The organism is Pseudopedobacter beijingensis (genome assembly GCF_042678145.1).
Lineage (GTDB): Bacteria > Bacteroidota > Bacteroidia > Sphingobacteriales > Sphingobacteriaceae > Pseudopedobacter > Pseudopedobacter beijingensis.
On record NZ_JBHUDG010000003.1, the window covers coordinates 213,954 to 237,005 of the forward strand.

At 36.7% G+C, this 23,052-nt stretch carries 18 protein-coding genes and 1 tRNA gene; 8 read left to right on the forward strand and 11 right to left on the reverse strand.

All coding sequences use genetic code 11. The features are described from left to right. Positions 1-260 precede the first annotated feature (260 nt). Entirely contained in the window at positions 261-1,526 is a 1,266-nt protein-coding gene (locus ACFSAH_RS02800) for a Gfo/Idh/MocA family oxidoreductase (RefSeq protein ID WP_379661600.1), read from the forward strand. A 10-nt stretch (positions 1,527-1,536) separates the two neighbouring features. Continuing rightward, the gene (locus ACFSAH_RS02805; protein ID WP_379661173.1) at positions 1,537-4,932 is read left to right on the forward strand and encodes a 3-keto-alpha-glucoside-1,2-lyase-like domain-containing protein; all 3,396 of its coding nucleotides are present in this window, start codon (positions 1,537-1,539) and stop codon (positions 4,930-4,932) included. A 213-nt stretch (positions 4,933-5,145) separates the two neighbouring features. Here the strand turns inward: ACFSAH_RS02805 and prfB are convergent. The 5 genes from prfB to ACFSAH_RS02830 all read right to left on the reverse strand — a co-directional run bounded on the left by prfB (position 5,146) and on the right by ACFSAH_RS02830 (position 8,381). Next, positions 5,146-6,235 (reverse strand): peptide chain release factor 2 gene (gene prfB, locus ACFSAH_RS02810; RefSeq protein WP_379661174.1). Its coding sequence is split into 2 segments (ribosomal slippage): positions 5,146-6,174 and positions 6,176-6,235, totalling 1,089 coding nucleotides; the frame shifts between segments, so codons are not numbered across the junction. Between the two features lie 138 nt (positions 6,236-6,373). Further along, a complete protein-coding gene (gene ytxJ / locus ACFSAH_RS02815; protein ID WP_379661175.1) occupies positions 6,374-6,706 on the reverse strand; it encodes a bacillithiol system redox-active protein YtxJ in 333 nt (110 codons plus the stop codon). Between the two features lie 151 nt (positions 6,707-6,857). Next, on the reverse strand, positions 6,858-6,983 hold the full coding sequence (locus ACFSAH_RS02820; RefSeq protein WP_379661176.1) for a hypothetical protein: 126 nt from the start codon (positions 6,981-6,983) through the stop codon (positions 6,858-6,860). A gap of 47 nt (positions 6,984-7,030) precedes the next feature. After that, positions 7,031-7,522, reverse strand: coding sequence for a 6,7-dimethyl-8-ribityllumazine synthase (gene ribH / locus ACFSAH_RS02825; RefSeq protein ID WP_379661177.1), 492 nt, complete (start codon positions 7,520-7,522; stop codon positions 7,031-7,033). A 178-nt stretch (positions 7,523-7,700) separates the two neighbouring features. After that, positions 7,701-8,381: a tetratricopeptide repeat protein gene (locus ACFSAH_RS02830; protein WP_379661178.1), complete on the reverse strand. Its 681-nt coding sequence runs from the start codon at positions 8,379-8,381 to the stop codon at positions 7,701-7,703. A gap of 221 nt (positions 8,382-8,602) precedes the next feature. Between ACFSAH_RS02830 and recF the strand changes: the two genes are divergently transcribed. Continuing rightward, positions 8,603-9,715, forward strand: a complete 1,113-nt coding sequence (gene recF / locus ACFSAH_RS02835) for a DNA replication/repair protein RecF (RefSeq protein WP_379661179.1) — start codon at positions 8,603-8,605, stop codon at positions 9,713-9,715. Then, positions 9,699-9,989, forward strand: a complete 291-nt coding sequence (locus tag ACFSAH_RS02840; RefSeq protein ID WP_379661180.1) for a DciA family protein — start codon at positions 9,699-9,701, stop codon at positions 9,987-9,989. Before recF ends, ACFSAH_RS02840 begins: the two co-directional genes overlap by 17 nt. A gap of 173 nt (positions 9,990-10,162) precedes the next feature. Here ACFSAH_RS02840 and ACFSAH_RS02845 read toward each other — a convergent pair whose 3' ends face one another. The 3 genes from ACFSAH_RS02845 to ACFSAH_RS02855 form a co-directional block, all read right to left on the reverse strand. Next, entirely contained in the window at positions 10,163-10,753 is a 591-nt protein-coding gene (locus ACFSAH_RS02845) for a 50S ribosomal protein L25/general stress protein Ctc (protein ID WP_379661181.1), read from the reverse strand. Between the two features lie 19 nt (positions 10,754-10,772). Further along, entirely contained in the window at positions 10,773-11,714 is a 942-nt protein-coding gene (locus ACFSAH_RS02850; protein WP_379661182.1) for a ribose-phosphate pyrophosphokinase, read from the reverse strand. Positions 11,715-11,782: 68 nt separating this feature from the next. After that, a tRNA-Gln gene (locus tag ACFSAH_RS02855) sits at positions 11,783-11,853 on the reverse strand. 276 nt (positions 11,854-12,129) lie between these two features. On the opposite strand from ACFSAH_RS02855, the gene ACFSAH_RS02860 reads away from it, so the two are divergent. Next, positions 12,130-12,732: a YceI family protein gene (locus ACFSAH_RS02860; protein ID WP_379661183.1), complete on the forward strand. Its 603-nt coding sequence runs from the start codon at positions 12,130-12,132 to the stop codon at positions 12,730-12,732. Positions 12,733-12,790: 58 nt separating this feature from the next. Then, entirely contained in the window at positions 12,791-13,627 is an 837-nt protein-coding gene (locus ACFSAH_RS02865) for an AraC family transcriptional regulator (protein ID WP_379661184.1), read from the forward strand. A 5-nt stretch (positions 13,628-13,632) separates the two neighbouring features. Here ACFSAH_RS02865 and metA read toward each other — a convergent pair whose 3' ends face one another. Beyond that, on the reverse strand, positions 13,633-14,577 hold the full coding sequence (metA, locus tag ACFSAH_RS02870) for a homoserine O-acetyltransferase MetA (RefSeq protein WP_379661185.1): 945 nt from the start codon (positions 14,575-14,577) through the stop codon (positions 13,633-13,635). A gap of 257 nt (positions 14,578-14,834) precedes the next feature. Here metA and ACFSAH_RS02875 point away from each other — a divergent pair, with 257 nt between their 5' ends. Then, on the forward strand, positions 14,835-15,971 hold the full coding sequence (locus ACFSAH_RS02875; protein WP_379661186.1) for an acyloxyacyl hydrolase: 1,137 nt from the start codon (positions 14,835-14,837) through the stop codon (positions 15,969-15,971). A gap of 2,448 nt (positions 15,972-18,419) precedes the next feature. Here the strand turns inward: ACFSAH_RS02875 and ACFSAH_RS02880 are convergent. Together ACFSAH_RS02880 and ACFSAH_RS02885 are read right to left on the reverse strand one after the other, a co-directional pair. Beyond that, on the reverse strand, positions 18,420-18,548 hold the full coding sequence (locus ACFSAH_RS02880; RefSeq protein ID WP_379661187.1) for a hypothetical protein: 129 nt from the start codon (positions 18,546-18,548) through the stop codon (positions 18,420-18,422). 104 nt (positions 18,549-18,652) lie between these two features. Further along, complete coding sequence (locus tag ACFSAH_RS02885) at positions 18,653-19,132, reverse strand: hypothetical protein (protein ID WP_379661188.1); 480 nt, start codon at positions 19,130-19,132, stop codon at positions 18,653-18,655. A 576-nt stretch (positions 19,133-19,708) separates the two neighbouring features. Here ACFSAH_RS02885 and ACFSAH_RS02890 point away from each other — a divergent pair. Beyond that, positions 19,709-22,738, forward strand: a complete 3,030-nt coding sequence (locus ACFSAH_RS02890) for a glycosyltransferase family 117 protein (RefSeq protein ID WP_379661189.1) — start codon at positions 19,709-19,711, stop codon at positions 22,736-22,738. Positions 22,739-23,052 lie beyond the last annotated feature (314 nt).

Sequence of the window (23,052 nt, forward strand, 5' to 3'; positions counted from 1 at the left end):
TGTAAGACAAGATAACAAGAACCTTATTAGTAAAAAATGATATAATTTATGAATTCTTACACACACAAAATAGATCTTAAAAAATTTAATAAGTAATTTTATTCTTTTTAAAATTGTACTGTTGTTTGTTTTTATTAAGCAAATTATTAATTTCACATTAATATAACCACTTTAAACTTTAATTTGCTCAGAAACTGCCAGTTCGTATGGAAGATAAACCGACTAAACCCACTCAAAATATTAACAACAAAAATGTAAAAATGGAAAGTAAGAATAACTCGAGAAGAGAGTTTATCAAAAAATCTGCAATTGGGATTGCCTCCTTTACCATTGTTCCCCGTTTCGTATTAGGAAAAGGCTATCTGGCACCTAGTGATCACCTAACCAAAGGTGTTATTGGTGTAGGATCCATGGGAAGAGGGCATTTCAAATATGCTGGTACTAAAACCGTAGCTATTTGTGATGTAGACTCCAGACATCTTGCCATAGCCCAAAAAGCTTTAGGCGGAGGGATAAAAGAATACCACGATTTTAGAGATCTGGTTAAATCACCAGAAGTAGACATTGTACATATTGCTACGCCTCCTCATTGGCATGGAATTATGGCTGTAGAGGCTGCCAGAGCAGGTAAAGACATTTGGTGTGAGAAACCAATGACCAGAACCATTGGCGAAGGAGAAAAAGTAGTGGAAGCAGTTAAGCAGCATGGAAACATGTTCAGACTGAATACCTGGTTTAGATTTGATGCCAATTTCTACGGTATGAATGTACCTGTAAAAAAGATTAAGAAATTAGTAGATACAGGAATGATGGGATGGCCTTTAAAAGTAACCATTAGCCAACATACCGGATTCAACTGGAAATTCTACTGGGTGGGAAAAGAAAGCCTTCCAAAACAACAAGTTCCGAAAGAACTGGATTATGATATGTGGTTGGGTCCTGCACCTTACAAACCATATAGCGAACATAGAGTGCACACTACGTTCAGAGGATATTGGGATTATGATGGTGGCGGTTTAGGAGATATGGGGCAACACTATTTAGACCCTGTGCAATATATTTTAGGAAAAGATAATGAAAGTCCGGTCTCTATTGACGTTGATGCACCTCAGCAACATCCCGATGCAGTAGGTACCTGGAGAAGAATAACTTATACCTATGCAGATGGTTGCCAGATCATTTTAGATGGAGAAGGCAAAGACGTGGGAAAAGCTTTTATAGAAGGCCCTACCGGAAAACTTTACAAAGGTTTTGTTTGCGATATACCCAATGTAGAACAAAAACTGGCTCAATACCCTGACCCTGAAATGCAGGTAACAGACTTTTTAAGATCAGTACGTACCAGAGAAAAATTCGCATTAAACGAAATCAACGGACACCGGTCGGCAACGCTGGTTAATCTTGGAGCAATTGCACTTAGATTGAACCGGTCTTTAAGTTTCGACTCTGCAACACAACGATTTGTGAATGACGAAGCAGCTAACAGACTAATTTCGCAACCTATGAGAGGCCCCTGGTCTATATAACCAATAAGAAATGAAAAAACTCAATATTTTATACGTCCTTTTATTATTTCATACGGTATTGTACGGTCAATTACCGAAAGGAAGGACTACAGATACAAAGATTGCTGATGTACTGGCTTTACAACCTGCAGCAGAAAAAGCAAAATTTCTTGATGCAATGCAAGAATTAAAAGGCTTTTCTGCATCTGAAGTGGCCACATTACTTTCACAATTAAGACCTCAGGGAAGTGGAAGAAACCCTGAGATAGAATACCTTACCAATAGCTATTCTTTATATGTTCAAAAAAATGGACAAGAACAAGACCGATTAACTTTTGTATCGGGATTAATTGAAAGTCTGAGTAAAATAAAAGACAAAAACCTACAGGGGTATGTTTTACAACTGATTCAAAACTGTGGAAAAGATGAAGCTGTAGAAGCCGTTTCAAAATATTTGAATGATGAGTTTCTTGCAGAAAAAGCAGGTAGAGCATTAACCAGTATAGGCTCCGCTAAAGCAAAAGACGCCTTATCTGCTGCACTAAAGAAAGCTTCCAATGAAAAATCTGCTATTGCTATAGTAACAGCTTTAGGTGTCTTTAAATCTTCAGCAGACGAACAGGAAATCATTAAATTATTATCCAAATACAATTCAGTTGCTTTCCAGAAAACAGCCTTAAATGCTTTAAGTCAAATCGGACAACCGGGGTCGGCACAAACATTTGAAAGCAAAATAAAAGCCGCTAACTATGCCTATAGTTCTATTGACGAAATGGGATTAGCCTTGAAATATGCACAATCATTAATCAGCAATAAACAAGAAAATACAGCGGTTAATCTAGCCACAACAATTTACAATCAACCCAATGTAGCTCCTAACTATAAAAGTGCTGCATTAAAAATATTGGTAAAAAAGAATCCCGAAGCCTATAAAAATATCCTATTTAAAATTGCACAAGAAGACAATAGCGCTTTATACAGAAATACCGCATTATCTTTAATCAGTGAAAATTGGGGCAACAAAGGCGATGCTAAATTAATTGGTCTAATTTCTAAATCTAAACCAGAAGTTCAGGAAGACATATTACGCCACATCGCTCAGTCTGGGAATGCTTCAAATTATAAAAAAATAGAAAAACTGGCGAAGAGCAAATTAAGCGGACAATCTAAAATTACTGCTTTAACAACTTTAAATACTCTTGATAAAGATCAATCCGTTAAATTCCTGATTAAACAATTAGAATCTGCTGACCAAGAGACAAATACAGCCATAAAATCAATTTTATTAACCTCTAAATCTGCAAATCTAATCAACGAGGTTAATGCTGCATTACCTAAGGCGACAGAAAATATACAAGTTGAATTATTAGATGTTATTGCACAAAGAAACAACGGGACTTCTGCAACAGTTGTTTTACCACTTTTAGACAGCTCTAACCAAAAGGTAAAAGATGCTGCCTACAAAACATTTGCCTCGGTAGCTATACCAGACAATACCAAAGTAATTGTCGAAAAACTAGATAAAACAACTAACAAGTCAGAGATAAAATATCTGCAAGATGCCCTTATACAAGCGATCAATACCAGCACTCAACCCGAGTCAGCGATAAAAACACTATCCAAAGAAATCGCTTCAAAAGACGAATCTATAGCTATTAAATATCTACCTGTTTTCGCAAAAGTTGGAGGCACAGAAAGTTTAAAAGCAGTACAGCCCTACCTGCAATCCAAAAATGCAGCCACAAAAGATGCAGCTATAACAGCTTTGGCAACATGGAAAGACAGCGAAGCTTTGGAACAGTTATTTCAATTGGCTAGAAAAGAAAATAAAAATTTCGATGGTATATTTAAAGGATTGATACGTCAAATAGGTCTGTCCGATAAAAATGCCGATCAAAAAACATTGTACTTAAAAGATGCTTTCGAAATAGCTAAAACAGACGCTCAACGTTTAACCGTTATTAAATCTTTTGCACAGGCTCCAACCTACCAATCTTTAGTATTCGTAGGCGATTTAATCAAAAATCCAGTTTATACAAAAGCGGCAACACCTGTAGCTATGGATATTGCTTTAGACAATTCGCAATACCAGGGAGTAAAAGTAAAAGAAATCTTAAACGATGTTTTAAATAATCTGTCGGGTAGCGAGACTTCCTATTTAAAAGAAGCAGTCAGAAAGCATTTAGCAAAAATGTCTGATGTAGAAGGTTATGTTTCTGTCTTTAATGGGCAGGATCTAAGCGGATGGAAAGGGCTGGTAGCAAATCCTCTTAAAAGGCAAAAAATGACTCCTAAAGAGTTAGCTGAAGCACAAGCTAAAGCCGATCAGATTATGAGAGAAGGATGGATTGTAGAGAATGGAACGTTAGTATTTACAGGCAAAGGAGACAACATTGCTACGCTTAAAGAGTATGGTGATATTGAAATGCTTGTAGACTGGAAACTGGACAGAGATGGAAAAGAAGGTGATGCTGGTGTATATTTAAGAGGAACGCCACAAGTGCAAATCTGGGATACTTCCCGTATAAAGGTAGGTGCACAAGTTGGTTCTGGTGGACTATATAACAACAAAACACATCCTTCTAAACCTTTAAAGGTGAGTGACAACAAATTAGGCGAGTGGAATACCTTTAAAATCAGAATGGTTGATGATAAAGTAACGGTTCATTTAAACGGTGATTTGGTAACAGATAATGTAGTTCTTGAAAACTATTGGGATAGAAAACAACCTATTTTCCCTAAAGAACAAATAGAGCTTCAGGCCCATGGCACCAAAGTTTATTACAGAGATATTTTTATTAATGAGTTACCTAGAAAAGAGATTTTTCAACTGAGTGAGCAGGAAAAGAAAGAAGGCTTTAAAATACTTTTTGACGGTTCTGATTTAGATCAGTGGATTCCTTCACGAGGATATAACATTAACGAAAACGGACATCTTTGGGTAGACCCAAGCTCTAAATTTGGGGGTAATCTTTATACAAAAGAAGAGTTTAGTGATTTCATTTACAGATTTGAGTTTAAGCTTACTCCAGGTGCCAATAACGGTGTTGGAATTAGAGCACCTTTACAAGGGGACGCAGCCTATCAAGGTTCCGAAATCCAGGTTTTAGATGATTCTGCTGAAATATACAAAAACCTTAAACCTTACCAATATCATGGTTCTGTTTACGGAGTAGTTCAGGCAAAAAAAGGTTACTTAAAGCCTATGGGTGAATGGAACCAGGAGGAAATACAAGTGAAAGGAAACAGAGTTAAGGTAATACTTAACGGTACCGTAATTGTAGATGCCGATATTAAAGAAGCCGGTAAAAATGGAACTTTAGACGGAAAATCACACCCAGGACTAGATAGAACAAGCGGTCATATAGCCTTCCTTGGTCACGGAACAGAAGTTTTCTTCAGAAATATAAGAGTGAAAAAACTTTAATTAAATAAGTAGCTGTCCGAAAAGATATCTGTCATCCTGAGCAGAGTCGAAGGATCTCTTTCCTAAGCATTTTTGAAAGAGGTTTCTCGTCGTTCGAAATGACAGCATTTTTTGACTTTTCGGACAACCTCTTTTATTTTATCTATTATAAAAAAAGCCCCAAGAATCAAAAGCTTAGCTTTTGATTCTTGGGGCTTTTTTACAGTTAACAGCTTAATTATTCCCTCCAAACTCCATCAGATAAGCCTTTAAGAACTCATCCAGATCACCATCCAGTACATCCTGAACATTTGAAGTTTCATAATCTGTCCGGTTATCTTTGATAAGCTTATACGGATGTAAAACATAATTCCTGATTTGGGAGCCCCACTCAATCTTCTTTTTATCTCCCTCAATAGCCGCAGATTTCTCTCTTCTTTTCCGCATCTCAATTTCATAAAGTTGAGACTTCAACAATCTGATGGCATTTTCTTTATTCTGGAGTTGCGACCGCGATTCCTGGTTCTTAATAATAATACCAGTTGGTTTGTGATAAAGACGTACCGCCGTTTCTACTTTATTTACGTTCTGTCCTCCTGCTCCACCAGATCTGAATGTTTCAAATTCAATATCTGCAGGGTTCACATGGATATCAATATTATCATCTATCAATGGATATACATATACAGAGGCAAATGAGGTATGTCTTTTTGCATTAGAATCAAAAGGAGAAATTCTCACCAAACGGTGCACCCCATTTTCACCTTTCAGATAACCATAAGCAAACTCTCCCTCAAACTGTAAAGTAACCGTTTTAATGCCTGCTACATCTCCCTCCTGAGAATCCTGTTCAATAACTCTACAACCATGCTTCTCACCCCACATAATGTACATACGCATCAGCATACTGGCCCAATCGCAACTCTCTGTACCACCCGCTCCCGCAGTAATCTGTAAAACAGCATTCAGCTGATCCTCTTCAGAAGAAAGCATATTCTTAAACTCAAGCTCCTCCAATACAGTTTTAGCATGAGCGAATGCTTCATTTACATCTTCTTCAGAAGCTTCATCAGCCTGATAAAACTCGTACATAACACCAAGATCCTCAACCGCATTATTCGCATTGTTATAAGCTTCGGTCCAGCTTTTCTTGATCTTAATAGAATGAAGTGTTTTTTCGGCTTCTTTAGAGTTATCCCAGAAGCCAGGTTCAAGGCTCATGGCCTCTTCGCGGTGCAGTTCAATTAATTTTGCATCAACGTCAAAGATGCCTCCTCAGAGACGTCACCCTGTCTCTCAAGTCTTGCAATTGTTCTTTTGTCATAAATGCAAAGATAAAATTTAGACGCTGTTTTAAAATAATAATCTTACAGCCTTATTTAATCCAGTCTTTCAGGCTGCTAAAGCCTCCACCTTTTAACTGGAGTAAATTATAAAGACTTTGCTTATTTAGCCTATATAATTATTTTTCCAGCTCAATAACAACCTCATCAATAGAAATATCTCCGTGAGATTGATCTAGAATACACTCTCCTGCCTTTATAGCCAAAAGCTGAGGAGACTCATGATGAACATGAAATCTTTCTGCTATAAGATCAGAAAGGTTTCTATATTTCAATAAATCTAAAAAATAGCAATCTACTCCGGGCGGAATCAGATCCGAATCCATCTCTATTCTCTTCTTCGCCATCAGGCTAATAGAACATCTGGTACTATGTTTAAATATGATTGAATCTTGAGGATTTTCGATCATCTTTTCAATCTGAGAGCCGTCCTCTAACGCTATCCAGTTCATTTTATACTTAGTTATGTACGTAAATAGGGTATCTATAATAAAACATCACCCATTCAAAAACGCTTCCCCATCAAAGAAACCTGTTCAGGAATAGAGTAATACTCGTGTTACGGATACCCTTTCTATATTTTTTATTTAATAAAAGCTTTTTTTATCGCCTTCCGCCTCTTGCTTCAGGATAAGAGCTATAAGCAGGACATAGTTTTGAAGACGAACATGACTGCAAAACCGATAAAGTTGCCGTTGCTATTAACGCTATGAGAATAATCTTTTTCATGCCGATTTTTTTCGAAAATAACGATATAATATATAAAGATTATAAAATTATTTCAAATTATGTGCCATATCCGCCATTTTTATAGCAGTTATTGCAGCTTCATCTCCTTTGTTGCCATGCTTACCGCCTGACCTATCCAATGCCTGCTCCAGATTATCAGTAGTTAATACACCAAAGATAACCGGTTTGGTGTGTTTTAACCCCACATTAGCAATTCCGTTCCCCACCGCATCACAAATAAAATCAAAGTGACGGGTTTCGCCCTGAATAACACAACCCAAACAAATCACTGCATCAAGATCCCTACGGGTCAATAATATATCTGCAGCAGCAATCAGCTCGTAGCTACCTGCAACCTCAACAGAAATAATATTTTCCTCTTTAGCGCCATTTGCTATTAACGACTGGTAAGCCCCCTCATAAAGTTTACCTGTAACATCTGCGTTCCATGCTGCTACCACTATACCAAATTTAAACGGCTCTGCCGAAGGGACTGTAGTATGCGAAAAATCCGATAAGTTTTTTAAATGACTTGCCATATCTTGTATACGAAAAAGGGTGACTAAAAAACCCGTCCTTGTCCGTTAGACCTACCCGAAGAACTATCGAACTCCATCCTATTCAGAGCCCTTAAATTTCATTCGGCGTGACGGAAACCTTTTTAGGCACCCACTTTATTATTTATAACCGGAATAAACTCCGGTTGTTATTTATTACCTATTGTTGTTGTCCCTCTGCCCTTGCAATATACATATCTATATTTTGCGCAACAGCACTCTGAGGGTAGTTAGATTTTATCTTGTTATAAGTTTCCGCAGCTGATTTGAAATCCTTTTTCTCTTCGTAAACCAATCCCATTTTTTTCAAATATAAAGGAGCAGCAAATTCATTATCGCCTTTAGAAACCGCTTTTTTGTAATAGTTGATAGCATCATCATACTGTTTCAACTCAGTATAGGCATCACCTGTACCTCCTAAAGCTAAAGGTGCAATTACCACATCAGAACCACTGTAATTTATCAGATTATCTATAGCTTTTTGGTACTCTCCTTTATTCAGGTAAGCTATACCTAAGTAGTAGTAAGCCAAATTAGCTGATTTGGTATTCGCATAGTCGTCCAATATTTTCTCAAAACCTGGGAAGTTTCCATCGCCCTTAATAGCTTTGTCCCATTCTTTTGCTTCCCAATATTGTTGCGCCTTATACATTTGATCTACCGCTTCTACTTCACGAGGCGCCAGATACAATTTTTGATAGGCAATGAACAACAAAATCAGTCCAACTATAGTACTACCGATTACCAGTAAACTCTTACGGTTCTCCTGAATAAAATTTCCTGTGCGGCCCACAGTAGCCGATTCTGCTTTTTGTGTTTGCTCAATTTGTGTATTCGACATTTCTTTTTGTTAAAGATTGCAAAAATAGTGTTTTACTTAAAAACAACAACCTTTTGCAATTAAAATATTGTATGATAAGTGAATATAGGCAAAAAAGATGGCTTACAAAGCATTTCAAACGTTTTTTACTAACAGTCATTTTAAAACAACCTAACCATTAGTAGTGAATTTAGTCATACCTATGGGTTTTATAACGTCCAAACTCGTACCTTTGTCATAAGATGTTTCTCAAAAATATTTCTTTAATCAACTTCAAAAACTATGATGAAGCCGAACTTTCCTTTACCGAGGGGGTAAATGCTTTTGCAGGTGATAATGGTGCCGGTAAAACCAATTTATTGGATGCCGTACACTACCTGGCCCTTTGCAAAAGCTATTTTAACCCTATAGACAGTCAGCAGATTAAACAAGAAAGAGACCTGTTTATGGTTCAGGGAACTTTTGACAAAAACGGCACTGATGAGCTCATTGCATGTGGAGTAAAAAGAAACCAGAAAAAACAATTCAAGAGAAACAAAAAAGAGTACCAAAGATTGGCAGACCATATCGGTCTTTTCCCTTTGGTTATGATTTCCCCCAACGACATCAGCTTAATTCTTGATGGAAGCGAAGAAAGAAGAAAATTCATAGATAATGTTATTTCCCAAACGGATAACAAATACCTCGATGAACTGATTATTTATAACAAGCATTTACTCAACAGAAATGTATTGTTAAAGAAGATTGCAGAAACAGGCAAGTACGATCCCTATCTCTTGGAAATTCTGGACGAACAATTAGTTTCTTCCGGCAACAACATATTTGACAAACGTAAAAAGTTCATGGAAGAGTTTCTTCCTATCTTCCAGCAACATTACAGCTATTTAACAGAAGATGTTGAATTAGTAGAACTCAGATATGATTCGCCTCTCCAAAAGGGAGATTTCACCGATTTACTCAAGCAGGCTATAGAAAAAGACAGAATACTACAACGAACAACTGTAGGAATCCATAAAGACGAACTTTTATTTAACGTCCACCAAATGCCCTTAAAGAAGTTTGGATCACAAGGTCAGCAGAAATCGTTTCTTATTGCTTTGAAACTAGCAAAATACACTTTTTTACACTCAAAAAAAGGATTCAAACCTTTGTTATTACTGGACGATATTTTCGATAAACTGGATGATAAAAGAATCACCAAATTAATGAAAATGGTATCTGATGAAGATTTCGGGCAGATATTTATCACAGACACCAACGCAGGAAGACTGAAAGATGTATTTCGGGACATCAACATAGACTTAAATCTATTCACCATAGAAAACCAAACCATCAAGTATGAGCAGAACCAATGATAAAACCCTGAAAGAAGCATTAGAACAAATGCTTAAAGCTTACAGAATTAAAAACAAATACGATGAAACCTATGCTGTGTCTGCCTGGGAAGAAGTCGTAGGAAAAGCTGTAGCAAACAGAACAAAGGAAATTTATATCAGAGATAAAAAACTGTTTGTACGTATCGAGTCATCAGTTATTAAAAATCAATTGGTGATTATGAGAGACCAGATTATAGGCAGTCTGAATGAAAAGGCCGGAGCTGTTGTTGTCCAAGAAATTGTGTTTATATAAAAAATCTGAACAGCGCCTTAATGGCAACACATTATTTTTTACCCTTTCAACTATAGGAACTTTCTACAGAACGGTTTAACACAACCTACATCCATAATAATTTACAAAACTATATAAAACAAAAAGGCAGGTTTTTAAAAAACCTGCCTTTTTATCATGAAAAAATCCTGAGATTATTTTTTCTTAGCATCTTTAGCAGCTTGTTGTTCTGCTTGTTTCAATGCTCTAGACATAATTACAGAAACAATAGTATCTTCACCTACGTTTGCAATAGTATAGTTCTCTGGTTTTAAATCACGTACACGAGTTGATTTACCTACCTCTAATGGCTCTAAAGATACTTCTACGTATTGAGGCATATCTTTAGGTAAAGCATTCACTCTTAACTTACGTAATTTCTGAACCAGTTTACCCCCTACTTTCACACCTGGAGATGTACCTGTTAATTTAACCGGAACTTCCATAGTGATTTTTTTGTCTTCAAACAATTGCAAGAAATCTATGTGTAAGATTTTCTCTGTCAATGGGTGAAACTGGATATCTTTTAAGATAGCATTTACTTTTTTCCCATCAATGTTTAGTTCCGCAAAATGCACATCTGAAGAATAAACAAGTCCTTTTAATGCAGGAACATCAACAGCAAAGTGAATTTGCTCTGTGCCACCATACAATACTGCAGGAACTTTTCCTTCGTAACGAAGCTCTTTTGCGTCGCGTTTCCCTACGTTCTCTCTTGGAGAACCGCTAATAGCGATAGTTTTCATTTTTCTTTTTATTTATATATTAAACTTTGAACAGCGCACTAATGGAGCTGTGCTGATTTACACTTGCAATGGCTTTCGCAAAAAGCTCGGCCGTAGACAAAACTTTAATTTTGTCACTCTGTACTCTTGGGGCTATGGTATCTGTAACAATAAGTTCCGTTAAAGCAGAGTTTTCTATAGTCTCATAAGCCTTACCCGATAATACAGCATGCGTACAAACTGCCCTTACACTTCTGGCTCCTTTCTCCATAATCAAACCCGCAGCTTTAGACAAAGTCCCGGCAGTATCACAGATATCATCAATTAAAACAATATCCTCATCAGTAACATCACCAATAATAGACATTGCCTCTATCTCATTTGCTCTTTTTCTTCTTTTATCACAAATCACCACCTCTGCATTAAAAAACTTTGCAAAAGTTCTTGCTCTGTAAGAACCGCCCATATCTGGCGAAGCAATAGTCAGGTTTTGCAGATTTAAGCTTTTGATATATGGTACAAATATTACAGAAGCATCTAAATGGTCTACCGGAATATCAAAAAAACCTTGAATCTGGGCAGCATGCAAATCCATAGTCATCACACGGCTTGCTCCAGCTGCTGTTAATAAATTAGCAACCAGTTTAGAGCCTATAGCTACTCTTGGCCTGTCTTTCCTATCCTGTCTAGCGTAACCAAAATAAGGTATAACCACATTCACAGTGTTCGCAGAAGCCCTTTTCGCTGCATCAATCATCATCAACAGTTCAAAGATATTATCGTTTGGCTGTGCAGTCGACTGAATAAGATAAACATCGCAACCTCTGATTGATTCGTTAAAACTTGGTTGAATCTCGCCATCCGAAAAACGAGACAATGTGATTTCACCTAACTCGCTACCGTAAAATCCTGCGATTTTCTCTGCAAGATCTCTCGTGGCTGAACCAGCGAAAAGTTTGACCGGATTAAATTGTGAAGCCATTAACCTTCGTAGTATATTTAACAAAAAATCGGATTGCGATTTTCACAATCCGAATTTTAACTTTTTTGTTGCCCGACCAGGATTCGAACCTAGACAAACAGAACCAAAATCTGTCGTACTACCTTTATACTATCGGGCAGTTCCTCTTTAGAACCGTTTCCTTCCTAAATGGAACGCAAATATAGGGTCATTTAGATTATCTTGCAAATGTTTTTTTGATATTTTTTATAAACGATTAATTATCAAGCACAATATCATTAAAATCGTCTCTAATTACTCAATTTCATCGATAAACCAAGTTATAAAGCTATAACAAACCAGGATATTACTCTTCAATACAAATACCACGAGGTCGTTTTTTTACAAATCATTTAACCTGATAAACCCGAATATTGCTTTCGAAATTTAAAAAACAATGTACACAACTAGAATTACCACCATGGCCTTAGTATTAACAATGCTATTAAATGCCTGCAAAGAAAACAAAGAAAGCCACGCGAGCTATTACACTGTAAATTCAGAAAAATCATCAATCCAATGGAAAGGCTCTGCTCCTACACATTACCATATCGGAACTTTTAACATTGAAGGAGATATTTCAACTGAAAAAGAAATGATAACCAATGGAGAATTTACAATTCCTATTAGCAGTATTATCAATACAGATTTACCGGAAGGTCCAAATCAGGAACTCATATCTCACCTCACAGGCCCTGATTTTTTCAATTTAGCCCTACATCCTTATGCAAAATTTAAAATCACAAAAGTAACTCCCCTAACACCTGACGATCTTTCAAATTATAATATAACAGGTGATTTCACCTTAATAGGACAAACTCATGAATTAAGTTTTCCTGCAAAAATCGAATTATCCGATGACAGCTTAAAAACCACTGCCTCCTTTACTTTTAACCGTTTAAAATGGGGAATGGAAAGCTTTAATAACCCTAATGAAAAGTTATATATACTACCAAATATAGAAATCACCCTGGATATACACAGCTCAAAAAAAGATTAAAACAAATGTAATATTTTCAATATATTGCACTCTAACCAATTGAATATTAACAATTAAAATGGTAAAACAGATAACTCCATGTCCTTTACTTAACAATTGTATTGACAATTACATGTTTGTGGATATAGACTGGTCAAACAATAAAGATATTGACTCTATCTGGAGGCTTATTCCTTTTGGTCAAATTTCAGCATTATTTTTATACGGAGATCTTCATGGTTATAGCAACCATGGAGATTCTCCTTTAATATACACTCCCCGTTCCTTTATTGTTGGACAACTAACAAAACCATTATGGTTAAGCTTCTCCGGACACACACGTTTAGTCAAAATACAGTTTAAACCTGCAGGAGCTCAACAGCTTATACACATCAACCTATCTGAGTTAACAAACAATCCTTGTATTCCATTGGAAAATTTATGGGGATATCACACCAGTTTCTTATTAGAACAGCTACATAATGCAAAGTCTGATTACGAAAGAGCTGAACTATTGAATAATTTTTTCATTAAGAAATTAACCCCCTTCAATCTCCAATCTACTTACATTGACTATACCTTACAACAATTGCATAATAATAATGGCAATTACAAATTGCAACATCTGGAACAAAAATTGGGTATTAGTGGCAGACAATTAGAACGAATATTTAAGACTCATGTAGGACTAAGACCAAAAGACATCAGCCGATCTATCAGAATGAATACGGCCCTGACTTTACTTTCCAATAAACCAGAAACATCTCTTAGTAAACTTGCTTATGAATTAGGCTATTACGACCCTGCGCATTTTTCTAAAGATTTCAGTCAACTAACAGGATTACTTCCCTCCAAACTAAAGAATAAACCAGAAAAAGAACTTGTGGTAACCCACGGAAAATGCTTCTATGGTTAATTACATTAATTATTAACCTTTATATCTCCCAAATTTTTTACATCTTTAAGATCAAAAGGTGTCTCCTGATATACAAAATAGTTTAACCAGTTGTTGAACAACAAATTTGCATAACTAGCCCAACGTACTGTTGGCCCTTTTTCAGGATCATCATCAGTATAATAGTTTTTAGGAACTTCGATAGGTAATCCACGACTAACATCTCTTACATATTCATCATGAAGTGCTGTAGGCGCATACTCCGAATGCCCTGTAAAATAAAGCTCGCGCCCACCACGCGAAGACGCTATAGCCACACCCGCATCTTCAGATTCAGAAAGAATAGACACTTCATTCTTATTCTCCAGATCTTCTTTCAGTACCGTAGTATGTCTGCTATGTGGAATGAAAAACTCATCATCAAACCCTCTGAATAGCGGATGGCCTTTTTCAGATGCTGTATGCTTAAACACACCGAACATTTTTTGATCTAAAGGCACTTTTTCTACCCCATAAAAATGGTAAAGTGCAGCCTGAGAGGCCCAACATATATACAAAGTAGAAGTTACATGCGTTCTGGCCCAATCAAAAATGGTGGTAATCTCATCCCAATACGTTACCTCCTCAAACTTAAACAGTTCAACAGGTGCCCCGGTAATAATCATACCATCGTAATAATTATCCCTGATTTCACCAAAGCCCTTATAAAACATCTCCAAATGTTGTTCAGAAGTATTTTTTGACTGATGCGAATCGAGTCGGATAAACTCCACCTCTACCTGCAAGGGGTTATTAGACAATAAACGAATAAAATCGGTCTCCGTAGTTATTTTAACAGGCATCAGGTTAAGGATAATAACACGCATAGGTCTAATATCCTGCGCATTAGCCCTTAAATCATTCATCACAAAGATGTTCTCTTTCTTCAACAACTCTATCGCTGGCAGATTATTTGGTATCTTTACTGGCATATACTTATTATTCCCCCTTGTCCTACTTAATCAAACACAAAAGTAAAAAGAATATACCGGAACATAAAAATCAAAATAGTTTATAGCAGGTCATCCTCTTCTTATTAAGTACTCATTATAAACTATTACAAACAATAATCTACAACAGCACAAACAAAGACTCCCTCAATAATGTTTAGTCAACCAGAATAACTAAACCATTTTATTTAATAAATTCGCAACAAATTATATCATCTACTATTTAAACTTAAGTTACCTTGCAAAAACGTATACTTTTTATTTGCAATATAATAAGCCTCTTAGCATTAAGCAATGTTTACGGCCAGTCAGAAACTTCTGACATTAAAAAAGAAAAAAACTCCCTTATTATTGAAGCTGAGGTAGAGAATGGTGGCATATTGGCTTTTGGAGATCTTAAAACAACAACTTTTGCAGATGCCTATTATAATGGTGTTAATGTAAAAGTAGGCTGGAAAATCAATAGCTCCAGAGGCGAATATTTTAAGCTATACAACAACCCAATATACGGAATAGGTTATTATTCCAGTACATTCCATAAAGACATTATTGGAAGCCCTTATGCATTATACGGTTTTGTACAAACCCCTTTCGGAGACATCAATAACAAACGCTGGGCCTTTGATTACAGAATAGGCCTGGGCTTATCGGGTAACTTCAAACCTTTTGATGAAGACAACAATCCTTTAAATATTGTTATAGGAACTAAAAACAATGTTTATATAGATTTCGGAATCAGATCCCAATATAAAATCAACAATAAGCTAAGAGCCGGACTTGGCCTTGCTTTTCATCACTTTTCAAACGGATCCTTACAATTACCCAACAAAGGCATTAACCTTATCCCTTTAACGGCCTCTATCACTTATCAGCCCGATGGAAAAAGATATTTAAAAGACACTTCTTTTGTGGCACCTTACCCTAAAAAATGGTTATATCACCTGAATTATGGTTTTGGCTTTAAACAGCTTGCCAGGGAACAAGAAAGGCGTTTCTTTAAGTCTACCATTAGTTTTTACGCCAGTACATTTGTAAGCCATAAATGGAGAATGGGCGGGGGAGCTGACCTGTTTTATTCAGAATCAGGGAATAATGAAGAAATTGCACAAGACAGATCGGGGAAATTAGGTTCTAAATTATCTGGCGGACCAGCATTTTATCTTGTACATGTATTAAATGACAGACTGGTACTAAACGGAAATATAGGATACTACATCCACAATCAACGCTTTAATGGCGAAGTCAGCAGAATATTTTTAAGAGCAGGAGTCAGATACTATGTCTATAAAGATCTAAATGCAGGAGTGTCTATCAAAGCACATCAGGGACAAGCAGATTTTATTGAATGGACTTTAGGTTATACTTTTAACAGATAAAATATTCAGGAAGTTTTATTTTAAAATAAAATTTACAGCCTAAAAAATGAATGGAGTCTTTTATGTATATTCATAGATACAATAAACAATAAAAGATTATGGGCTTTTTTAACCTAAAAACTACATGGACCAACGCAGAATTTATTCCTTTAAAACTCTGCATAGCCAGTGCTTACATAGTTGTTGGTGCTTATTTCCACAAGTTCATCTGGCAAAACAAAATCATATTTATTGGATTATTCCTTATTACGGTAATTTATTCGGTTTATCTATGGATCAGCAAGATGAAAAAGGAAGGTTGATTCATAAATAAAAATCAATCGGTACAACACCTCATTTGTTATTCGACATATTTCCAATGCTATTAACTTAACTCAGCTATGAAAACCTAACAATCTGAGTCCGACTATTATTAGTCATGTTCTCCAACTATTTAGTCCACCCCGAACTTGTTTCGGAACCTGTCCCGATACTCGGAAATCTTATACGAGGCTTAAGAACCCGTATAATGGGAATAAGCTGTTCAAGATATTCCACAGGGTATCTCGAGCCAAGTAATACAAATGGGCTTTAAAATACGCAACGTTCAAAAGTTCGGGATGCCTTAGACACTAATATCCCCAACAGTCGGGCAATCCCATTTTTAACCTTAATGCTATTAAAAAACCGCGGTAGTTTCTTGATTTGTTATCTTTCATTTTTATTTTAAGATACTATTGATTAAATTGTTTTTTCTAATACATACAGGGAAATCATTTCTCTGGAAAACACCTTCCAAAGTCCATCAAACTCCGTTAAAGTCTGCCAAAGTCCGCTAAACTCCGTCTATGTTCTATACTTGGCTCTACCCTGTGCCGTAATTGGTTCGCCCCTGGCCCTATACTTTTTCGATAATTCTTCGGGAAATGCTTTTTAAAATGGCTTTTTTGCCGAAGATTTCCCGAACAAGACCCGAAGAACACTCGAAGGAAAGTGCCGTCTGTGTCGGAACTGTCTCGGTTTTGTCTCCTATACATCATTTAGCTGATACTGTGTAAAAAGCACCTTCCCTAAGCTGTTCCGAGATATTTCGCAGGATATCTCGAACTCGATATAAGCATGGATTTAAAATCCGAAACATTCAAAAGTTTGAGATGCATTTACCACGACAAAAGGATACATTATGCAATTGGAGATAGAACGCCTAATGAAATGCCCACTCGTTTAGGTCTTCCAACGGATGACTTAAATGTTCTTTTAAAAAACCAGGACTCCGTCCGACATGTCTGTATTTCATTTTATTCAATGCTAATGCCACTTACCGGACACAGTCCTCTGTTTTCAATCTAAAGATTTTAGAGACAGCCGCAGGCGAACTCTGAAACCAGAGGGAGAGCGTAATGCATTGTTATAGTCTGCAACATCTGTGGACGTATAGGTATTATTAATAACAACTCGTTTCTAAATATGTCCTTAAATATAAAGGGCCAATTATCATAAGTAGAAACGACAATAAAAAAAAGATGAACGTAATCACAATTGACAGACTATTACTTATAATTTTAGGTTTCTCGCTAACTATATTCTTTCTTCTCTCAGGATTAAAATATAAAAAATTAAGCAAGAAAATCACAAAAAACACCATTATCATCAACCACTTACCAATACCTTGACAATACAAAATTAAAAAAGCTGAGTTTGCTAATGTGTTTATAATAAAACTCTCCGTAAGGCTTAAAGTAAATAATACAGTTAAATGAGGCTGGTCATCAGGTAAGATTTTCGTATAAAACAAGTAATAATAATAAAATACCTTAATCATTTTTTATCTCCACTTTCTATTCTATTCATAATATATTCATCCATTTTTGAATATTCATCCCCCAACCTCGTTTAAGTTTTCCAACGGATGACTTAAATGCTCTTTTAAAAAATCAGGACTCCGTCCGAAATGTCTGTATTTCACTTTATTCAATGCTAATGCCCCTTACCGGACACAGTCCTCTGTTTTCAATCTAAAGATTTCAGAGGCAGCCGCAGGCGAACTCTGAAACCAGAAGGGGAATTTTTATCGGCAACTCCATTTTTTCATTTACCCAATGGAACACCGTCTCTTCGCAAGGCTGGAGTACCAAAAGAAAAGGCTAGCTCCCTGAACAGGTAGTAGCCTTTAATGGCTTTGTTGCCCCAATACATATCCCCTCAAGCTAACTTAGAGGCATTCCTAGCAAAAAGTATATTTAAATTTTTCAAACAAAGCCTGGAATTTATCAAAAAAACACCCCAAAGAGACCAACTACCTTAGATTATAAGGCTGACCTCTATACCAGGACTGCCCATTGCCTCCAAATCTGTACAGCATATATAGACAGAATAGAATAAATATTATCACAAGCACTTTTGTGACAAGACTAATATCTTGCTCCCCTTTCCTCTTACTATTACTCTTTTGCTTTGCCATACTAAACTCTACCTAGCTCTAAGTTCCGGTAAATTCTCTACCTTAATTTCCTTTCCCCACTCGTTTAAGTCTTCCAACGGATGACTTAAATGCTCTTTTAAAAAACCAAGACTCCGTCCGAAATGTCTGTATTTCATTTTATTCAATGCTAATGCTACTTACCGGACACAGTCCCCTGTTTTCAATCTAAAGATTTCAGAGACCGCCGCCAGCGAACTCTGAAACCAGAGGGGTTTTCCAGCTAGAATCTATTTAGCTTATAATATTTATTATTCTCTACGATAATGTCTCTACTTCCCCCCTCATCCCACCTACCTTGAACAAACTCCTCACGGGATAATATTACAAAGTAATTTTTTCGGAGAAGCAATTTATATCTTACCTTTTCTTCCTGCATAGTCACAGTACCATCATTAGCATAGTAATCTCTATATTCATTCTGAATCAAAACGATCGTATCTTTTTTCACCGAGAAATTCCCCTTAAATATATTGTCCCATTCACAGCTATTATATTCATAAGTGGAATCAGAATTAAAGCTATAAATCTCGTCACAGCCTTCTTGCAGTATAAACCTCCATTTTGTATTGGCTATATTAATATCTGAATAATGCATCTCTGTCTCATTCCCAATATCTTTTCCCTGATTTTCACCATTGTTCTCCACTTGCCCACACCCGGATAACAAGATCAGAACCGAATATAAAATTATTTTTTTCATATCAATTTTATTTTTTTTCTGTGGGCTTAACTTAGGTTGTGCCCGTAAATAATAATGACCGTCAAATTCTTTTCCTATCTTACCAAAGAACCCTCTGTTTTTATTGAATAATTTCACAAAATCATCTTCCTTCTACTCACCCCATTTTCGGACATCTTAACTCATTACCTAAACTAATTTACAGAATTCAACCATATTATATTATACCAAATGATTTTATAGGCAAACAAATAGTAGTATACCTGTCTTTTTTGGCAGCAGACCGCAGCAAGCAATCAGGCAACTCCTATCTGATAAATATATTGGAGCGGGGAGTAATTTAATGAACACTAAACCCAACTTCACCAATCCCCAGGGACAACATCCTTTTTCCTGAACAAAGAAAATATCAACTTGCAGACCTGCCAAACCGAGATATAAATAACCTATCTTATTCTAAAAAGACTAAGCAAAACGTCTAATTTATGCTGTCTCACATTAAAAACAGATTAATAAAAGGGTTAATAATTTGTTAAAGTACCCGTATATTCATTTCAAATAATTATTTTCGGCTGGTTAAAAGAATCTAATACAGACATGACGTATAAAAAGATCAACAATTTATTTGGTTGGCTGACTTTCCTTATAGCAAGTGCTGCCTATGTTTTAACATTGGAGCCTACTGCCAGCTATTGGGATTGTGGCGAGTTTATTTCTGCTGCATATAAGCTTCAGGTGGTACACCAACCGGGAGCTCCACTATTTTTAATGGTGGGAAAAATATTCAGTTTACTTGCAGCCGATGAAATGTCCATTGCTTACTGGGTAAACATCAGCTCGGCATTGTCAAGTGGTGCTACCATTATGTTCCTATTTTGGTCGGTTACAGCTTTAGGTAAAAAAGTAACTTCAGGATATCAGAAAGATCCCAATACCGCACAAACCATTACCATTATGGGTGCAGGTTTAGTAGGTGCTTTAGCTTATGCTTTTTCAGATACTTTTTGGTTCTCTGCAGTAGAAGCCGAGGTATATGCCATGTCTTCTTTACTGACTGCCATTGTATTTTGGGCTATCTTAAAATGGGATGCGCATGCAGACGAACCTAATTCCGATAAATGGATCCTGTTTATAGCTTATGTAATGGGTTTATCTATTGGAGTGCACTTATTAAACTTATTGGCCATACCTGCTATTGCATTGGTATACTATTTCAGAAGAACAGACAAGGCAACCACAAAAGGCACCATCATTGCTTTATTTGTTGGTATTGCCATCCTGGGCTTTATACAGTACGGAATTATCCAGTACATGATAAAAATGGGAGCTTACTTTGATCTTTTCTTTGTAAACACCTTAGGCTTGGGTTTTGGTAGTGGAGTTGCTTTCCTGGCGGTGTTGGTTGTTGCCTTTTCGATATGGCTTGTTATTTACTCTATCAAAAAGAACAAGCCGGTACTCAACATGGCCACCCTATCATTTATACTTATTATTTTTGGGTACAGCTCTTTCGCTATGATTGTAATCAGAGCCAAAGCTAATCCTACATTAAACAACAGCCATCCTTCAGATGCATTCTCTTTTTTAAGCTACCTTAACAGGGAGCAATACGGAGACCGACCATTATTTTATGGTCAGTATTTCGACAGCAAAATTGTAGACTCCAAAGAAACCAGCACCATCTATAGAAGAGGCGATAGCAAATATGAAGTTGCTGGTAAAAGAAATTCATACGTGTACGACAGAAATACATTACTACCCAGAATGTATAGTGACGACAGGGGACATGTGGCTGTGTACCGCGACTGGATGAATATGTCTGAATCAGAAAGTCCGAACTTTGCACAAAACATGGGCTTTTTTGGAACTTATCAGGTTGGGTTTATGTATATGCGGTATTTCATGTGGAACTTTGCCGGTCGCCAAAACGATGAGCAGGGCTATGGTGAATATACTAAAGGAAACTGGATAAGTGGTATTAAACCGATAGACGCCATGCGTTTAGGCAACCAGAGCGAACTTCCTAAAAGCATTACAGAAAACAACGCATATAATCGCCTTTATTTCTTACCACTTATTTTAGGTATAATAGGTGCTTTCTGGCACTTTAAACGTAACCAGAAAGATGCCGGAGTAGTAGGTTTGCTCTTCTTTTTTACGGGACTGGCCATTGTAATTTACCTGAACCAAACACCAAACCAACCCCGCGAACGGGATTATGCTTATGCAGGGTCTTTTTATGCCTTTGCTATCTGGATTGGACTGGCGGTATTTGCTATTTCTGAATGGATAGGCAAGTTTATGAACGCAAAAACTGCGGGTATACTTTCTACTACGATTTGTTTGTTAGCGGCCCCGGTTTTAATGGCTAAAGAAGAGTGGAATGACCACGACCGCTCGCATAAAACCACCGCAAGAGACCTAGCTAAAAACTACCTGGCCAGCTGTGCTCCTAACGCTATTCTGTTTACTTATGGCGATAATGATACTTATCCATTATGGTACGTTCAGGAAGTAGAGAACTTCAGACCGGATATCAGAATAGTAAACTTAAGCTTATTTGATACCGATTGGTACATTAATCAGCTAAGAAGACCTTTCAACGAGTCTAAACCTCTGCCCATCACCATGGCTCCTTCGGCTTATGTTTCTGGTGTAAGGGACGTGATATTCTATCAGGACTTTCAGTTACAGGGATTCCAAAACGTAGGAGATGTATTTGAGTTTGTTACTTCTGATAATCAGGAGGCAAAAGTACAGTACCAGAATGGTAAATACGAAAATTTCTTACCTACAAAACAGCTGAAACTGGACATCAATGCGGAGGAAATATTAAAAACCGGAACCATGAAAGCAGATGAAAAAGACAGAATTGTACCCGAGATGCAATGGTCTCTTTCAGGAAACTACTTAACAAAAGGACAACTTGCTTTCTTAGATATGCTGGTACACAACAAATGGGAAAGACCTATTTATTTTGCCTTTACCGTACCTAGCAGCAGTTTCATGGGATTGGATAAATACTTATTTAATGAAGGTTTTGCGCTTCGTTTATTACCTAAAACTAAGAATAAGGTAGATAACCAGAGTGCTTTATCTGAAACAGAGGAGGTAAATGCTGACGAAATGTATGCTAACATGATGGATAAATTTGTTTGGGGCAACATGAAAAATGCAGCGTACCTTGACCCTGAATCCACAAAAATGGTATTCCTTTCTGTAAACAAATTTGTAGAGCTTTCAAGAAACCTGATTGCTGAAGGAAAAGCGGATAGTGCTAAAAAAGTAATGGGTAAATGTTTAGAGGTATTACCTATTAAAACAGTGTACGATTCTAATTTTGCTTTAGGGAAATATGAAATTGTGGACCTTCTGTACCAACTGGGAATGACCAAGGAAGCCAATGATATTTTGGAACAAACAGCTGGTCTTATCAAAGGTGAGTTGAACTACAGATACTCTATCAATAAAACCAAAGAAGACCTGACCGGAAGGGATGTACAATTGGGTTTATTTGTTCTTTCTCAATTTGAAGAACTGACAGAAAAACACAAGCAGGCTACTTTAAATAAAATGATTGTTGCTGAATTGAAGTCTTTCGAGAATAAATTCGGTTTCACAAGGTAAATAAAGAGGGTTGTGTCAAAAGTAAAAACGTTGTCATTTCGATGAGTACAGTGAAGAGAGATCTCTTTCCTAAGTATTTTGAAAGAGATCCCTCGACTGCGCTGGGGATGACAAAATCCTTTTGACACAGCCCCTTCTTACTGCCCCATCACTTCGAGTTTTAAGACACCTCGTCCTTTCACAAACGATGTTGTCAAAGAAAGAAAAAGGACGATACGCATAACACCTAAAAAACAACTCTTCCCTCCAGCACAACCTTTGTAAAAATATCAGCAGTCCACAACAATGAGCAAAACCCAGCCTCTAATGAAATG